This window comes from Stenotrophomonas sp. STEN022 (genome assembly GCF_056760155.1).
In genome coordinates, this window is the sequence record NZ_JBRREG010000001.1 from 64,780 (window position 1) to 80,820 (window position 16,041).

Genomic DNA, 16,041 nt, shown 5'->3' on the forward strand with positions numbered 1-16,041 from the left:
GGCCGCCGGTGCCTGGAGCGACAGCGGAAGGCAAAGGCGGAAGGCAAGACAAAAGGACGCGGCACTAGGCCGCGTCGAAAGCCTGTCTGCACATGGGGGTGGCGCGGCACGGAGCGGCTTCGCCGCCGGGCCGCGTGGGGCGCGAAGGTCGCGCCAATGCAGGTATGTCCGCGTGCTTCGCACGACAGGACACGCCAGAGCTTGCAGGATGCGCGGCCATGAGCGACCGCCGCGACGACGATTTCCGGGTACGCCCCAGCGCCCCGAAGAACCGGGGCAAGGGTCAGGGCCAGAGCTTCGTTTCCAAGGTGCTCAAGCAGGCAGGCAAGGCCAGCAGCGGCAAGTCCTCGATGCGCCATTCCGCAGCCGGCGGCAGCGGCGCACGCGCCGGTCAGCGCCCCGGTTCACGGCTTGGGCGCGGCCACACGGCGGCGCGCTTCGCCGGGGCGAAGCTGACGCCCATGTCGCGGCGCGTGACCATCAAGACCCTGCTGGTCAACCAGCGCAACGCCAGCCCGCAGTCGCTCGCCAGGCACCTGCGCTACATTGAGCGCGACGGCGCCGGCCGCGATGGCGAACCGGGCCGGGCCTACGGGCCGCAGACCGACGAAGCCGACCTCGATGCCTTCAAGGAGCGGGCCGCCGACGACCGGCACCATTTCCGCTTCATCGTCTCCCCGGAGGACGGCGCCGAGCTGGACGACCTGCGCACCTACACCCGGCATCTGGTGAACCGGATGGAAGCCGACCTTGGCACGCGGCTGGATTGGGTGGCGGTGGATCACTGGAACACCGACAACCCGCACGCACACCTGATCGTGCGCGGACGCGACGACACCGGCAAAGACCTCATCATCGCCGGCGACTACATCGCCCACGGCTTCCGCCATCGGGCCGCCGAACTGGCGACCGAATGGCTGGGGCAGCGCACCGAACTGGAGATCCAGCAGACCTTGGGACGCGAGGTGAAACAGGAGCGGTGGACGAGCCTCGACCGCACATTGCAGCGTGAGGCCGGCGTGGATGGCCGGGTGCAGATCGAACGCTTCAATGAACCCCGGCTGCAACGCCAGCGGCTGCTGCTGATCGGCCGACTCCAACGCTTGCAGCGCCTGGGCCTGGCCGACGAGGTGCAGCCCGGCACCTGGGCCGTCCATGCGGACGCGGAGAAGACCTTGCGTGCCCTGGGCGAGCGTGGCGACATCATCCGCACCATGCAGCGCGCCATGAGCGGCCAGCCGCGCGAACTGGCGGTGTTCGAGCCGGGCGACGACGGCCGCACCATCGTCGGCCGCGTGGCCGGCAAGGGGCTGGCCGACGAGCTGCACGACCGCGGCTATCTGGTCATCGACGGGGTGGACGGCAAGGCCCACTACGTCGCGTTGAACGCCGGCGACGAGCTGGCGAACTATCCAACCGGATCGGTGGTGGAGGTGCGTGGTTCCGCGGAGGTACGGGCGGCCGACAAGAACATCGCCGCGCTGGCGAGCGATGGCCTGTACCGCACCGATCATCACCTGGCGATCGAGCAGGGCCGGGCCAAGCCCGACCGCGACCCGCAGCAAGTCGTCGCGGCCCACGTCCGCCGGCTGGAAGCCCTGCGCCGGGCCGGCATCGTGGAGCGCGTGGCCGAGGGGTTATGGAAGGTGCCGGACGACCTGACCGAGCGTGGCCGCCAGTACGACGCGCAACGGCTGGGCGGCGTCGCCGTGGAGCTGAAATCGCACCTGTCCATCGAGCTGCAGGCGCGCGTGATCGGAGCCACCTGGCTCGACCAGCAGTTGATCGGCGGCGGCAAGGGGCTGGGCGACTTGGGCTTTGGTGGCGAGGTCAAGAACACCCTGCAACAGCGCGCCGACTTCCTTGAAGAACAGGGGCTGGCGGAGCGGCGCGGGCAGCGAGTGATCCTGGCGCGCAACCTGCTGGGCACGCTGCGCAATCGGGAACTGGCGCAGGCCGCCAAGGACATTGCCGCCGAAACCGGCCTGGCGCATCGGCCCGCCACGGACGGGCAGCGCGTTGCAGGCATCTACCGGCGCTCCGTCATGCTTGCCAGCGGGCGCTATGCGATGCTCGATGATGGCATGGGGTTCAGCCTGGTGCCGTGGCGGCCTGTGATCGAACAGCGGCGGGGGCAGCAACTCGCAGCGACGATGCACGGTATCGGGGCATCGTGGGAAGTCGGTCGGCCAAAGGGGCCATCGTTGGGCTAGTTCCAGGTACTAGTCCTTTAAAATCTCCGTCGTCATGAAGTCTATGAGTGCTCATAGTTTCGGCGCCATATGCTTGCTGGATGACCAGAGCATGTGGAAGGTGTCCTGACGCTCGGTGCTCTCGTGCTCATGCATACGAACGCAGTGGTCTCAGTGTCGACTATCTGGATATCCAACTCACCAATTCCTTCCAATCGCTCAATCAAGTCGTATCGATCCACGTAAACGTGCGTTGAGCTGATCAACCAGCCACAAGAGACTACCGCGAATGATCCCGTGCAGGCGTGCCTGGTGGCTACGATAGAGCAGCACATGGCTGGCCTGCGCCAGCCTTCCGCGTAGCGTTGTCCCCTTGAGCAGGCCGAACTTGCCCAGCGACGCAAATGCGTCGTACTCGCCTAGTGACACCAGGGATCCAAGGTCGCGGTGCACGAAGTCAGGGGGCGTCAAGCCTCGCTCGATCACGCGCGGAAGTTGGCGGATGAGGTATTGCGCCTGCTGATGTGCAACCTGTGCTGTCGGCGGCAAGGAGCGCTGGTTGCCCGACAAAGTAAGGCTCGCGCAATCGCCCACGGCGTAGATCCGCGGGTCCTGCGTCGTCTGCAGCGAGGGCCGTACCAGTAACTGGTTGATAGCATTCGCTTCCAGCCCCGCTAGATTCGACAGCAAGTTCGCAGCCTTGACCCCGGCCGCCCAGATCTTTAGGGATGCCTCCCGCCGAGTGCCGTCGCTAAACAGGAAGGCATCGGCATCCACTGCGCTGACCCGTGTGTCGGTGTACACACGGACACCCAATTGCTCCAAACGCGCTCGGGTAGCTTCAGAGATGTCTTTGGGAAAGGCGGCCAGTAATCGCGGTCCGCTCTCGATTAAAGCAACTGACATGCGCGACATCAGGTCGTGGGCGCCATACGCCGCCGCTGATTCGGCCAGTTGCACCAATTCGGCAGCCAACTCCACGCCTGTGGCGCCGCCGCCAACTATCCCGATTGAGAGTTGGGCATCCTGCGCCACGCACTGCAGGACACGAAGTCGAATCTCCCGGTTGAATGCATCGGCCTGCTCGCGCGAGTCGATCCGGTAACAGTGGTTTGCGGCACCACGCGTCCTGAAGTCGTTCGCTTGACTGCCGATGGCAATAATCAGAGTGTCATATCCAACTATGCGGCCGGGAATCAGAAGTCGCCCGTCGTCAGCGTAGACTGCGGCGATCTGCAGTTCTCGCCGTTCCCGATTCAGGCCGCACAGCTCGCCAGGCTGGTAGACGAATCCGGTATCGCGCGCCTGCGCCAAGTAGGGTGTTTGCTGCTGCGAAACATCGCGCGTACCTGCCGCGATCATGTGCAGCATAGGCTTCCAGACGTGGGCCGAATCCCGATCGACCAGTGTGACTGTGGGCGTTCCCGGACGTCGCCATCGGCGGGCCAATGCGCTGGCAATCTCCAGCCCCGCCACGCCCCCTCCAACGATCACTAGGCGATGTCTTTGCCGCTGATCAGTCATGATAGAACCCCAAGCAGAAAGGCTGCAGGCGGAACCTGGCAGGCTTGTGAATGTGACGGCGGCAAGGCGCTGACCCACGGCATCGCCTTGGCGGCCGTCACCTTACCGGCGAAGGTATCGACGCGCACTCCCGCACCAACCTCGTTGATGCCGGAGACCTGGCTGCGCACGTGGATGCGGATACCGGCGCGCAGTGCCAGCTGTTTCAGTGAGACGATGAACTTGGCCGGATCAACGATCCACTGCAGGATCCGGGCCGCGCCGAAAGTCTGGGCGCTCGTCACCGCGACCTGCTCTGGCGACACCAAGGCGCAGTCGTAGCCGAGCTCCTGCAGTTCGGCGATTGGGTAACGGCGATGGGCTCGGGTGACCAGTAGCTGTGGACGGACTTGGGCATGGCAGCTTACCTAGTCGAGTGCGACGACTCGGCCGCAGCGGGGGATGGCAGGTCGGCGTGGCGCGCGCGCGCGTCCGAACCGGTGGCGGATGCCGTGGGCTGCTCCAGGACCCAGTCGACGACTTGGGCAGCCAACGCATCCGACGCGGCGCCGAACGCAGCTATCACGTCGGTCTCGCGTTTGCTCGCGGCGGCATGCACCACCTCAAAGCGCCGGCTGACGCCGGCGCCCGCACGGTCGCGCTCGGCCAGTTGCGCGTCGAGCCGGATCGCCACCACCGGCGCGGTGCCGCGCTGTTCGACCTGAAACGCCCGCAGCGCGCCGAGCAGGTCCAGTTCGGCGGCGGGCGCCGCACTGTCCACGTGCACGGTCAGTCGTCCATCCTGGATGAAGGCTTCGGCCAGGCGGTCGCGCAGCAGGACCGGTGCGGTATCGGCCCAGCGCAGTCCCTGCCAGGCCGCAAGGCGTCCATCGGGCTGGGCAATGATGACCCGGTCCGAATCGAGCACCCGATTGCTCGCCGGGGAATGGATGACCAGTATGGGGCCATCGGCGCGCGGCCCATGTACGCCGCTGCGCGCCTGTGCCGGGTGCTGCAACGGCAGTTGGTAGGTGGCGGCTGGCGCCTGCTTGGGCAGGATGCTGCAGGCCGGCAGCGTGGCGGCGAGCAGGAGCGCCGCGAAGGTCGCGGGCAGCTTGCGGGAAGCATGGGTCATGGGGTGGTTTCCTCGATGTTCTCGCTGCCGAGCAGGTAGCCGGCGGGGTTGCGATCCAGACGGCGCAGCACGGTGTTGAGGCTGGCCAGTGACTGCCTCAGTTCGTTCATCGCCGGGCCGGTAGCGGCCATGCCCTGATCCAGCGAGGCCGCATTGCGCTGCAATAGGGCTTCCATCCGCGCCGAACTACGCTCCAGCGAGGCCATGGCCTCACGCGTGCTGGCCAGTGCGGGGCGTCCCTCCTCGTTGAGGATCGCTTGGGCATCGTCGATCACGGCATTGGCCTGGCGCAGTGCCGCGGTTGATTCCCGGCTCGCTTCGGTCAGGTTCTTGACCAGCCCGGCCAGCTCGGTGCGCTGTCCGGCGAGCGTGCCGGTGGTGTCCTCGAGGTTCACCAAGGTCTTATGCACCAGTGCCACGTTCTCTTCGGAGAACAGTTCATGCGTGCGCAGCAAGATGCCGTTGATCGTGGTCATGGTGTTGCCGTCGCCGGAGACCAGCGAAGCCAGAGCCGAGCGCGGCGCCAGGATCAGCGGTTCCTCGCCCTCTTTCCTGGGTAGCAGCGGCACGTCAGGACCACCGTCGCTCAGCTCGATCACCGCAGCGCCGGTGATGCCGGTGATCACCAGTTCGGCCCGGGTGTCCTGGCGAATCGGAATCGAGGTCTCGATGCGCACACGGGCGATGGCCCGGCGCGGGTCCTCGGGCAGCAGTGACAAAGCAGCGACCTCACCGACGGTGATGCCGCTGTACTGGACCGGGCTGCCGATCGAGAGCCCGGTCACCGGCTCGTCGAACATGACGCGGTAGTAGTGGAAGTCACGGTCGGAACGGGCGTCGCCAAGCCACAGCGCGACGCCGAAGCCGAGCGCGGCCAGGAAAAGGACGAAGACGCCGATGGCGACGTGGCGGGCACGGGGCTCCATGATTCAGTGCACCTCTCTGATAGGCATGCGGCTGTTCGGCGCAGGCGCGCGCGACCGCGGTCGGGGGAAGGAGGCGGACCCGCGCATCACGGCGGCGCCGCGCTCGTGGATCCGGCGCGCGCCCGCGCCGCCCCGCGGCCGCGCGGTCCGTGGAAATAGGCCTGGATCCAGGGGTGGTCGAAGCGCTCCACCACCTCGATGCTGTCATTGACAAGCACCTGCCGATTGGCAAGCACCGCCACGCGATCGCAGATCGTGTAGAGCGAGTCCAGGTCATGGGTCACCAGGAACACGGTCAGCCCCAGCGCATTGCGCAAGGTCAGAATCAGCTGGTCGAACGCGGCTGCGCCGATCGGGTCCAGTCCTGCCGTCGGCTCGTCCAAGAATAGGATGCCCGCGTCCAAGGCTAGCGCCCGCGCCAAGGCCGCACGCTTGACCATGCCACCCGACAGGGATGCCGGCGACTTGTCGCCGGCATCCGGTGGCAGGCCAGCCAGCGCCAGCTTGCTGCGCGCCAGGTGCTCGGCCTGGGCACGCGGCAGGCCGGCGTGCTCGATCAGCGGCAGGGCGACGTTCTCGGTCACGCTCAGCGACGAGTACAGGGCACCCTTCTGAAACAGGATGCCGAAGCGCCGTTCCAGATGCGTGCGCGCTGCGCCGTGGAGCTGCAGCAGATCCAGGCCTTCGATGCGGACCACGCCGGCATGCGGGCGCTGAAGACCAACGATGCTACGCAGCAGGACCGATTTGCCGGTGCCCGAACCGCCGACGACACCCAGGATTTCGCCACGCCGAACGTCCAAGTCCAGGTTCTGGTGCACCTGCTGCTCGCCGAAGCGGTTGTCCAGCGCGCGCACCTCGATGGCATGAGTTGCCGTTCCGTTCGAAAGGCCGCTCACCAGCCCATCTCCATGAAGAACAGCGCCGCCAGCGCGTCGAGCAGGATCACGACGAAGATCGACTGCACCACGCTCGAGGTGGTGTGGTCGCCCACCGACTGCGCGCTTCCGGAGACCTTGAAACCCTCGTGGCAGCCGATCGCGGCGATCATGACGGCGAAGAACGGTGCCTTGCTCAGCCCGACCAGAAAATGCCGCACCTCGATCTTGTCCTGCACTATGGCCAGGAACTGCGCCAGCGAGATGTCGAGACTCAGCACGCAGACCGCGGCACCGCCAGCGATGCCCGCCAGAACGCCCACCAAGGTCAGCAGGGGCAGCGAGACCAGCAGTGCCAGCACCCGCGGCAACACCAGCAGCTCGATTGGGTTCAACCCTCCCGAGCGCAGCGCGTCGATCTCCTCGTTCGCTTTCATCGAGCCGATCTGTGCGGTGTAGGCGCTGGCGGTGCGCCCGGCGATCAGGATCGCCGGTAGCAGCACGCCGAACTCGCGCATGAACGAGAACGCGACCAGGTGCACGGCGAAGATGCTGGCGCCGAAGTTGGCCAGCACGGTTGCGCCGAGGAAGGCGACCACGGTACCGACCATGAAACTCAGCAGGGCGACGATGGGCACAGCATCGACAGCGACACGCTGGATCTGCGCGACCACCGCAGTCAGCCGCCAGCGCCGCGGGTACGGCGCAATGCGCAGCCAAGTCTCCAGGATCTGGCCGACGAAGCCGGCCAGATCCAGTAACGAATGCAGCCCCCGCTCGGCCGTTGCGCCGATGCCCGCGATGCCGCGCAGCCATGCAGGCGCGGAATCGAGCGCAGGGTGCCCCGCGACCTGTTGGGCCTCCGCAGCGTCCACCAGCACCTCCAGCAGGGCTCGGCGTTCCGGCTCCAGCCGTGGATCGGCGCGCAGGTGCTCGCGCGCCAGCACTGGGCCGAGCATCTCGACCAGCAGCGCCGCGCCCGCGGTGTCGAGCTGGCGGACCTGCGTCCAGTCTAGGAACGGCACCGCGCGCTGCGCACCGGGGTTTGCGCGCGCGTCGGATACCAACGTGGCCAATCGGCCGTAGTGCTCGATCGTCCAGTCGCCGCCGGCAATCCAGGCCGCGTGTCCGTCAGCGTTGGCCTCGCGGCGTAGCCATGCCTGCGTCATCGCAAAGCCTCCTGGTCGTGGCGCAACGCGGACCGGAGTCGGCGTGCATGCATGGCGGAGGGGAAACTCATGCGGTCGCTTCCCCATTCGTGGACTTGCCGCCGCTGCGCACGCGCAGCGAGAACAGCAGGTCGTACAGGATCGGAATCAGGCCCAGCGTCACCAGTGTTCCCAGCGCTAGGCCGCCGATCATCGTGATCGCCATGCTGGTCCACAGGGGACCGCCGAACAGCATCAGTGGGATCAGGCCGACGATGCAGGTCAGCTTGGTCATCACGATCGGGCGCAGCCGCATCACAGCCGCCGAGATCACCGCCTCGCGCCGCGCCAGGCCCGAGGCCAGTTCAGCCTCGATGCGCTCGAGCAGGAGTACAGCGTTGTTGACGATGATGCCGGCCAGCGCCAGCAGGCCGAAGGTGGCGATGAAGCCGAACGGGTAGCCGGTCAGCAGCAGCGCCAGGGCCGCGCCGATCAGCACGAACGGGATGCTCGCCACCACGATGAACAGCTTGCGGAAAGAATTGAATTGCCACACGAACAACAGCAGGATCATGATCAGCGCATGCGGCATGAACTGCAGCAGCGACTGGTTGGCTTCAGCCGAATCCTCTATCTCGCCGCCAAGTTCGATGCGGTAGCCCGGCGGCAGCTCGATCGCATCGATCTGCGGCGCGATCTCGGCGACGATTCCATTGGCGGTCATGCTGGGATGGCGGCCGGTGACCGTCAGCGTGCGCACCAGGTTGCGGCGCATGATCGTTGAGGGCTCGCTCGCCGTGGAGACCAACGCGATCGCCGATAACGGTAGCGGCGCGCCGCCCGCGCCGGGATAGACCAACGTATCGGCCGGGCTGCCCGCGGCATCGCGCTCGCGCGCATCGCCGCGCAACACGATCGGCGCAGCCACGCCGTTGTCGCGGATCAGCGAGGCCTGCAGGCCGCTGTAGCGCAGTTGCAGTGCTTGGGCCACGTCTTCGCTGCTGATGCCGGCGCGGCGCGCCTTGAGCTGGTCGACCTCGACCACGTAGCGCGGCACGCGCGGCAACCAATCGTCGTAGACGTCCTGAATACCAGGCAACCCGCGCAGCGCCGCGGCGATGCGCTCGCCCGTCTCGCGCAGCACCGCCTCGTCCGGGCCGACCACGCGGTAGATGGCCACGCCGGCCTCGGTCGCACCCAGCGGGAAGCGTTTGGGCTCGGCGCGAGCCTGCGGAAACGCCTCGCGCATGTACCGATGGGTGCGGTCGATCACCTGCTCGATGTCGGTGCCCTGCGCGACGCTGACGGTGAAGTAGGCGATGTTGCTGCCCGGCAGCGGGGGATTCAGGCCCAGCACGATGCGCGGACCGCCGTCGGCGACGTAGCCGATGCTATCGGTCACCTCTGGATTGACCTTGTCGTCGGCGAACCAGCGGCTCATCGCCTCCACCGTGCGCAGGGTTTCGCGCGAGTCGCTACCAGGTTGCAGGGTCACCGGCATCTGGAACTGCAGTCGGTCGGACTTGGGCAGGAAGTCGTAGGGGATCGACGCCAGCACAACGCCGGCGCCGGTCAGTAGCACCAGCATGGTGCCGATGAACAGCGCCTTGTGGTCCAGCACCCGGGTGATGATCCGGCGGTAGCCGCGGTAGAAGCGCGAATCGTACTGGCCAGCACCCTCGCCGTGGGACGGATGCACCTTGGCGAAGTACAGGCACAGCAGCGGCGTCACCGTGATGCTCAGCAGCCAGGAGCCGAGCAGGGTCAGGCCGAGTACGATCGGCAGCGAACGCAGGTATTCGTTGGTGGCGGTCTGGCCGATGAAGAACGGCGAGAACGCCATCACGATCACCAGCGAGGAGGTCAGCAGCGGCACCGCCAGCGTGCGGCCGGCCTCGATACATGCATGGCGGCGCTCTTCGCCGGCGGCCAACCGTCGTTCGATGTCCTCGGCGATGACGATCCCGTTGTCCACCAGCAGGCCGAGAGCCATGATGATGGCCGCGATCGATACCGTCTGCAGTTCCACGCCCAGCGCGCGCATGGCGATCAGTGCGCCGAGGATGGTCAGCGGCACGATCGCGCCGACGATCAGACCGGTGCGCCAACCCAGAAACAGCATCACGACGACCATGACGATCAGGATTGTCTCGCCCATGACCTGGTGCATGCGGCCCATCTCGCGCGCGACCACGTCGGCCTGGAAGGTGACCACGTGCTGCTCGAAGCCGGCCGGCAACTGCCGTGCGGTCTCTTCCAGCTTAGTACGCAGCTGCGCACCGAAGTCGCCGATGTTGTAGCCGGTGGCCATCGACACCGCGACCACCACCGCCGGCATGCCCTCGTAGACCGCGGCGCTCTCGGGCGGATCGGCCGGCATCACCTCGATCCGGGCAAGATGTCCCAGCGGCACCTCGCGCGTACCGCCCGCACCGGATGTGTCCGACACCGAGACCAGAAAGTGGCGCAACTCCTCGGTGCTGCGCAACTCGCCGGAAGTGGCCACCGTCATCGCCAGCCCCGAAGCCGACACCAGCCCACCGGGCGCGACCACGTTCTGCGCCTGCAACTGCTGCATCACCGAGGCCGGGCTCAGCCCGGCCTCGACCAGGCGCCCGCGATCGAACGCCACGTAGACCCGGTCTTCCTGCAGGCCATAGAATGTCACCCGCTCGACGCCAGGCAAGGTATGCAACTGCGCGCGCAGGTCGCGTAGCGGCTCGCGCATCTCGCTCATGCCGAAGCCCGGCGCGGTGACAGCGATCGAGGCCACCGCCACCCGTCCGAAGTCGTCGTCGACGAACGGCCCGAAACTGCCGGCTGGCAGGGCCTGGCCGGCCTCAGCCGACTTGGCGCGGACGCGCTGCCACAGCGCCGGCAGGTCCTTGACGTGGTCGTAGGCGGTGAGCTGGATAGTCGCGGTGCCGGGCCGCACCGTGGTGACGATCCTCTTGAGGCTGCCGATCTCGCGCAGGCGCTCCTCGACCGGCTTGGCCAGCAGGGCCTCGACCTGTTCGCTGGGCATGCCGGGATGCGAAATCGTCACCAATGCATCGCGAATCGTGACCGTAGGTTCTTCCTGTGAAGGAAATCCGAGAAAGGTGACGATGCCGCCGACCAGTACCATCAGCGCGGCGAACAGGGTCAGGCGGCTGGCACCGAGGGCCGAATGGGTCAGCTTCATGGGCGCCCCGCTTCATTCAGGCGCGAAGCGGAGCGGAACGGCAGCACCGCTTGGCCGTCGCTGAGGAAGGCGCCGCCAGCGGTGACCACCTGGTCGCCTGGCTGCAGGCCGGCGGTCACGCGCACGCGCTCGCCTTCGACCGAGCCGAGTTCGACGCGGCGGCGGGTCACGGTGCCCACCTTGGTATCGTAGACGTACACCGCATCCTCGCCCTGTTGTCCGACTACCGCCTGCAGTGGCACCGACAGGTCGACTGCGGACTCATTCGAAAGCGCGAGCAGCAGGCTGTCGCCGCTGCGCAGCGGTACCGAGGCCTCGGTCACGTCGAAGATTGCCTGGACGCTGGCACCGCCTTCCAGCCGTGAGGAGACGCTTCGCAAGCGCAGCTCGAACGTCGCCTGCGGCGCGTCCGAGCGCATCGCCCGCACCAGCGCGCCTGGCGCCAGGCCCTGCGCGACCGAGCTCGGCAGCGTCGCCAGCGCCTGCGGCTGGCCCTGGCCCTCGACCTGCAGCACGGTCTGCCCGACCAAGGTATCGGCCTGGGGCTGCAATTGGCGGGCCACCACGCTGCCGTCGAACGGCGCACGCAGCTCGCTCTGGCGCAGCGCGCGTGCAGCCAACGCGCGGTCGGATTCGGCCACGCGCAATTGCGCCCGTGCCGAGTCGTCGGCGACCTGGGCGCTGGTCAGCGTCGCTTGCGAAATCGCTCCGTCCTCGAACATCGCTTGCTGTTGTTGCAATTGGATCTGCCGTTCCCTGGCCTGCACGGTGGCCGCGCGCAGGTTCGCCTCGGCCTGTGCCAGCCGCAGCCGCGCCGGCTCGGCGTCCAGACGCGCAAGCACCTGGCCCTTGCGCACGCGGTCACCCACGTCCACGGCGATCTCGGCGATGCGCCCACCGTTCTCGAACGCCAATTCCGCGCGCTGCTCCTGGCGCAGGGTGGCGACGAAGCGCGAGGCGGCGGCGGCCGAACCGGCCCCGACGGCCTCCAGCTTGACCGTGCGCAGCGGTTCGGGCGCGGGCGTGTCGGGACTGCAGGCCGACAGCAGTAGTGTCGCGACCAGCAGGCCGGCGGGGACAATGGAGCGCGCAATGGGCATAAGGCTACCTCCGGTCGCCTGCGCGCCGGTCTGAAGGGGGGAAGGGATAGTCGGCGCCGCTGTCCAGGTGGAGCAATCCGGCACGGGCGAAAAGCGAAGCGTCATTGGTCGGGGTCCTCTCTCAAAGCCGGGCGGGCAGTTCGACGCCGTAGAAGGCCCTGAACAGTGCGATGCGGCTTAGCGCCAGATCGCGCTGAGCGTGCAGGTGGTCGAGCGTGGTGCGGGTCGCCTCGATACGGTCGGCCAGCAGGTCCTGGCGATCCGCCAGCCCGCGCGAGACGCGGCGCTCGGCGCGTTCGAGACGCAGCGCCGCGAGCCGATCCTGCTCGCGCAACTGGGCTTCGGACACGGCGAAGGTGGCGCGGGCGTCGAGCGCGTCGGCGACTTCGCGGAATGCGGCCTCGATGCTGCGCTCGTACTCGATCACGCCGGCGTGCCTGCGGGTCCAGGCCAGGTCGAGGTTGGCGCGGTTGCGGCCGAAGTCGAAGATCGGCAGCACCAACTGCGGCATGAACGACCAGCTGCGGCTGCCCGAGCTGAACAGATCGTCCAGCGAGTTGCTGGCGCTACCCAGCGAGGTGCTCAGGCGGATCGAGGGAAAGAAGGCTGCGCGGGCTGCGCCAATGTTCGCATTGGCCGCGCGCAGCTCGGCCTCGGCCTGGCGGATGTCGGGACGCTGCAGCAGCACCTTCGAATCCAGATCGCGCAGTGCCGCCATTGCGTCGGGCGCCTCGGCGAGCGGTGCCAGCGGGCCGGGTGCCACCTCCGCATCGAATCCGGTCAGCAGCTGCAACGCCCGCCGCGCTGCTGCGGCATCGTCGCCGGCGCGCAGTGCGGCCACCTGCGCCTGCTCGGTGGCGGCACGCCGGCGGTCCAGCGCGTCGCGTGCGATCAGCCCGATGTCGTACTGCCCTTGCGCGATCTCCAGCAGCGCCGCGTTGTCCGCATGCACGGCCTGCAGGCGCTGGTGCGCCTGCGTCGCCGCGCAGACCAGCGCATAGGCCCTTAGTACCTCGGCGACCAACGCGCCGCGCGCTGCCTCCTGCCCAGCCTCGCTGGCTAGATAATGTTCGCGAGCGGCATCGGATAGCGACTTCAGTCGTCCGAATACGTCCAGTTCGTAGTCGCTGATGGCGATGCCGGCACGCGACAGATCCTGCTGGTAGCGCTCGCGTAGCGCGGGATCGTCGAAGCTCTGTCGGGTCTGCTGCGCATCGATACCGGCCGTGGGCAGGCGCGCAGAGCGCTCGACGCGGTATTGCGCGCGCGCCTGCTCGACCCGAAGCGCCGCAAGTCGATAGTCGGCGTTGTGCGCCAGAGCGCGCACTACCAGCGGCGCCAGGGCGCCGTCGGGCGTCAGGGCGCCCAGGAACTCACGCTCCTGATCCGTCAGCGCCGCGGGCGCGGCCTGCTCTGCGGCGGTGGCGGCCGCTGCAGCGCGAAGCTGCCCGAACGTCGCCGGTACTGCCTGCGGCGGCCGCTCATAATGCGGTGCCATCGAGCATCCAGCGAGCCACGGCGCGGCCAGCACGGAGGCCATCAACCAGGCCGGGACATCGCCAGACAATTTTGGGAACATGCGAATTCTCCAGCGTGTTACAAGAATCGGTGTAGGTTGCCTTCGGGACTTGAAGGGATGTTTCGGGTTTTTTTTAGATTTGATTAAGAAGCGCCGCTTCGCGCCCAGCGCGATCACGTGGCGCATGCACGAGCGAGTGGAGTCAGCATGTCTCAACAGAAAATACTGGTCGTCGAGGACGATCTGGACAGCGCCAGCATCCTGGAGGCCTACCTGCACAAGGACGGCTTCCAGGTCAGCAAGGCACACGACGGCGCGCAGGCCCTGCAGTTGCACGCACAGTGGCGCCCCGACCTGGTCCTACTGGACGTCATGCTGCCCAAGGTCAGTGGTACCGACGTGCTCTCCGCTATTCGCCGTGTTGGCGACACGCCGGTGATCATGGTCACCGCCATCGGCGACGAGCCGGAGAAACTCGGCGCACTGCGCTACGGCGCCGACGACTACATCGTCAAGCCCTACAGCCCAAAGGAAGTGGTGGTTCGCGTGCACGCAGTGCTGCGCCGCGCACGCCCCTCGCCGCGGCCCGATGGTCTACTGCGCCACGGCAACGTCGTAGTCGATACCGGTGCGGTTTTGGCCAGCGTGGAGGATGCATCGGGACAGCCAATTCCGCTGTCCCTGACGCCTGCCGAGTTCAACCTACTGGCCAAGCTGTTGAAGACGCCGTTCAAGGCCTTCACCCGTCATGAACTGCTCGACGCCTGCTTGCCCGAAAGCGATGCACTGGAGCGGTCCGTCGACGTGCACATGCACAACCTCCGCCGCAAGCTAGAACAGCGTGGTGTGAGCGGCGTACTGATGACAGTACGTGGCGTCGGATACCGTTTCCAATGAAGCTGCGTACGCTGCTGTGGCCGCGCCGGCGTCCGGGCTCGCTATGGTGGTGGTTCGGTCTGCGCATGAGCGCGCTGGCCGTAGGAACCGTGTTGGCGGTGGCGATCGGCATGTGGGCGTACTTCGACATCGCCGATACGCTAACACTGCGCCAGGCACCGCCGGAGACGCGCCAGGAGATCGAGCGGCTGCGTGAGGATCCTCGCGGCAATGAGCCTCGGCTGTGGGAGCTGATGGAGCGCTACCACAACATCGAGCGATTCGGCCCCGGCCTGACCAATCCTGACTGGCTGATGTTGGCCGTCATGGTCGTCGTCGCAATCCCTGTCGTCATCCTGGTCGGGCTGTGGTTGTCGCGACCACTTTCGCGTCAGTTCGTACTGATCGCAGAAGCAGCCCGCAGAGTCAGTGAAGGCCATTTCGGTAATCGCGTCGATGCGGTGACTACCGCACCCGACGAATTGGCGGGCCTTGTGCGCAACTTTAACGACATGACCACGCGGCTACAGCAGTACGAGCGCGAGGTGCGTGACTCCAGTGCGATGCTGGCGCACGAATTGCGCACGCCGCTCAACGCGGCCATGGGCCGTGTCCAAGGCATGATGGATGAGGTCTTCCCGCTGGAGCAGGATCAGCTTGGTGCGATTCTTCGCCAGCTCGAGCAGATCAACCGGCTGGTGGGCGATCTACACCTGGTTTCTCTGGCGCGTGCCGGGCAGCTCCCGCTCGAAATGGACAGCTTCCCGCTGCAGGAACTGATTGCGGAGCGGCTGGAATGGGCCGCAGCTGACCTGGATCGAGCAGGCATTAAGCCGGTTGTGTCGGCTGCGACCCATATCCAACTGTATGCCGACCGAGATCGCATAGGGCAGGTACTGACGATTCTCGTCGAGAATGTCCTGCGTTACGCGGCGCGCGGCAAGACACTGGAGATCGACGCAAATAGTACGCCGTTGGGCACAACGATTACCGTCTCGGACCACGGGCCTGGCGTCGCACCAGAACATCTTCCCGCGATGCTCGACCGCTTCTGGCGCGCCGAAACCTCGCGAGCGCGTCATTCCGGTGGAAGCGGACTTGGCCTGGCGATAGCTGCGGCCGTCTGCCGGGCACACGGGGGCGAGCTGGAATGCGGCAATCGTAGCGCTGGCGGCTTGATCGTAAGCGTGCGCCTGCCGACGCGGACTTTTGTCTCGACCGGTTGACCTGAGACCTGAAGTAAGCGGACGAAAGTCGTGGCGAATACTGAGCTACGAATTGGCGAGCTGGCTATTAGGGAATGCGCCGGCCCAGTCAAGTGCTTCTGGCAACTGCCAGTCTCGTCGAGAGACTTATCCAGCATTGGACAACGGCAGCAAGCGGATCTGAATTCATCTCTCAACTGATCGGCCTTTTTACCGGTGTGCGAAGCCGCGCAGTTCGTCACCAAAGGTGTGCTGGTAGCCAGTCACAACATCGATTGCGGATAGGGCTGCATGTGCTGCGCGTACTGTTTGATGGTGTCCTGACGCAATCCATGCCTAACGAAAGGTCAACCATATCCAAAGAAAATCTTTAAA

The 16,041-nt window shown here is 66.6% G+C and carries 12 protein-coding genes; 3 read left to right on the forward strand and 9 right to left on the reverse strand.

The window, feature by feature from the left end:
• The first annotated feature begins 218 nt into the window (after positions 1 to 218).
• On the forward strand, positions 219 to 2,213 hold the full coding sequence (locus ACVOMF_RS00395) for a relaxase/mobilization nuclease domain-containing protein (protein ID WP_023093942.1): 1,995 nt from the start codon (positions 219 to 221) through the stop codon (positions 2,211 to 2,213).
• A gap of 198 nt (positions 2,214 to 2,411) precedes the next feature.
• Here the strand turns inward: ACVOMF_RS00395 and ACVOMF_RS00400 are convergent, their stop codons facing one another.
• The 9 genes from ACVOMF_RS00400 to ACVOMF_RS00440 all read right to left on the reverse strand — a co-directional run bounded on the left by ACVOMF_RS00400 (position 2,412) and on the right by ACVOMF_RS00440 (position 13,645).
• Entirely contained in the window at positions 2,412 to 3,716 is a 1,305-nt protein-coding gene (locus ACVOMF_RS00400) for an NAD(P)/FAD-dependent oxidoreductase (RefSeq protein WP_031687786.1), read from the reverse strand.
• Positions 3,713 to 4,090: an FAD-dependent oxidoreductase gene (locus tag ACVOMF_RS00405; RefSeq protein WP_128665403.1), complete on the reverse strand. Its 378-nt coding sequence runs from the start codon at positions 4,088 to 4,090 to the stop codon at positions 3,713 to 3,715. Before ACVOMF_RS00405 ends, ACVOMF_RS00400 begins: the two co-directional genes overlap by 4 nt.
• Positions 4,091 to 4,119: 29 nt before the next feature.
• Positions 4,120 to 4,830: an ABC-type transport auxiliary lipoprotein family protein gene (locus ACVOMF_RS00410; RefSeq protein ID WP_023093945.1), complete on the reverse strand. Its 711-nt coding sequence runs from the start codon at positions 4,828 to 4,830 to the stop codon at positions 4,120 to 4,122.
• Positions 4,827 to 5,756: an MlaD family protein gene (locus ACVOMF_RS00415; RefSeq protein WP_023093946.1), complete on the reverse strand. Its 930-nt coding sequence runs from the start codon at positions 5,754 to 5,756 to the stop codon at positions 4,827 to 4,829. Before ACVOMF_RS00415 ends, ACVOMF_RS00410 begins: the two co-directional genes overlap by 4 nt.
• Positions 5,757 to 5,842: 86 nt before the next feature.
• On the reverse strand, positions 5,843 to 6,658 hold the full coding sequence (locus ACVOMF_RS00420) for an ABC transporter ATP-binding protein (protein WP_481507612.1): 816 nt from the start codon (positions 6,656 to 6,658) through the stop codon (positions 5,843 to 5,845).
• Positions 6,652 to 7,803, reverse strand: coding sequence for an MlaE family ABC transporter permease (locus tag ACVOMF_RS00425; RefSeq protein WP_023093948.1), 1,152 nt, complete (start codon positions 7,801 to 7,803; stop codon positions 6,652 to 6,654). The genes ACVOMF_RS00420 and ACVOMF_RS00425 overlap by 7 nt, the downstream gene beginning before the upstream one ends.
• 67 nt (positions 7,804 to 7,870) lie before the next feature.
• Positions 7,871 to 10,966, reverse strand: a complete 3,096-nt coding sequence (locus ACVOMF_RS00430) for an efflux RND transporter permease subunit (protein ID WP_023093949.1) — start codon at positions 10,964 to 10,966, stop codon at positions 7,871 to 7,873.
• Complete coding sequence (locus tag ACVOMF_RS00435) at positions 10,963 to 12,066, reverse strand: efflux RND transporter periplasmic adaptor subunit (protein ID WP_023093950.1); 1,104 nt, start codon at positions 12,064 to 12,066, stop codon at positions 10,963 to 10,965. The genes ACVOMF_RS00430 and ACVOMF_RS00435 overlap by 4 nt, the downstream gene beginning before the upstream one ends.
• A 121-nt stretch (positions 12,067 to 12,187) precedes the next feature.
• Complete coding sequence (locus ACVOMF_RS00440; RefSeq protein WP_023093951.1) at positions 12,188 to 13,645, reverse strand: efflux transporter outer membrane subunit; 1,458 nt, start codon at positions 13,643 to 13,645, stop codon at positions 12,188 to 12,190.
• Positions 13,646 to 13,792: 147 nt separating this feature from the next.
• Here ACVOMF_RS00440 and ACVOMF_RS00445 point away from each other — a divergent pair, with 147 nt between their 5' ends.
• Complete coding sequence (locus ACVOMF_RS00445; protein ID WP_023093952.1) at positions 13,793 to 14,482, forward strand: response regulator; 690 nt, start codon at positions 13,793 to 13,795, stop codon at positions 14,480 to 14,482.
• The gene (locus tag ACVOMF_RS00450; RefSeq protein ID WP_023093953.1) at positions 14,479 to 15,687 is read left to right on the forward strand and encodes a sensor histidine kinase; all 1,209 of its coding nucleotides are present in this window, start codon (positions 14,479 to 14,481) and stop codon (positions 15,685 to 15,687) included. Before ACVOMF_RS00445 ends, ACVOMF_RS00450 begins: the two co-directional genes overlap by 4 nt.
• Positions 15,688 to 16,041 lie beyond the last annotated feature (354 nt).

Bases quoted from the DNA above. Each gene is read 5' to 3' on its own strand.
- ACVOMF_RS00395 (WP_023093942.1), top strand. From the start codon at position 219: ATGAGCGACCGCCGCGACGACGATTTCCGGGTACGCCCCAGCGCCCCG.
- ACVOMF_RS00400 (WP_031687786.1), bottom strand. From the start codon at position 3,716: ATGACTGATCAGCGGCAAAGACATCGCCTAGTGATCGTTGGAGGGGGC.
- ACVOMF_RS00410 (WP_023093945.1), bottom strand. From the start codon at position 4,830: ATGACCCATGCTTCCCGCAAGCTGCCCGCGACCTTCGCGGCGCTCCTG.
- ACVOMF_RS00415 (WP_023093946.1), bottom strand. From the start codon at position 5,756: ATGGAGCCCCGTGCCCGCCACGTCGCCATCGGCGTCTTCGTCCTTTTC.
- ACVOMF_RS00425 (WP_023093948.1), bottom strand. From the start codon at position 7,803: ATGACGCAGGCATGGCTACGCCGCGAGGCCAACGCTGACGGACACGCG.
- ACVOMF_RS00430 (WP_023093949.1), bottom strand. From the start codon at position 10,966: ATGAAGCTGACCCATTCGGCCCTCGGTGCCAGCCGCCTGACCCTGTTC.
- ACVOMF_RS00435 (WP_023093950.1), bottom strand. From the start codon at position 12,066: ATGCCCATTGCGCGCTCCATTGTCCCCGCCGGCCTGCTGGTCGCGACA.
- ACVOMF_RS00440 (WP_023093951.1), bottom strand. From the start codon at position 13,645: ATGTTCCCAAAATTGTCTGGCGATGTCCCGGCCTGGTTGATGGCCTCC.
- ACVOMF_RS00445 (WP_023093952.1), top strand. From the start codon at position 13,793: ATGTCTCAACAGAAAATACTGGTCGTCGAGGACGATCTGGACAGCGCC.
- ACVOMF_RS00450 (WP_023093953.1), top strand. From the start codon at position 14,479: ATGAAGCTGCGTACGCTGCTGTGGCCGCGCCGGCGTCCGGGCTCGCTA.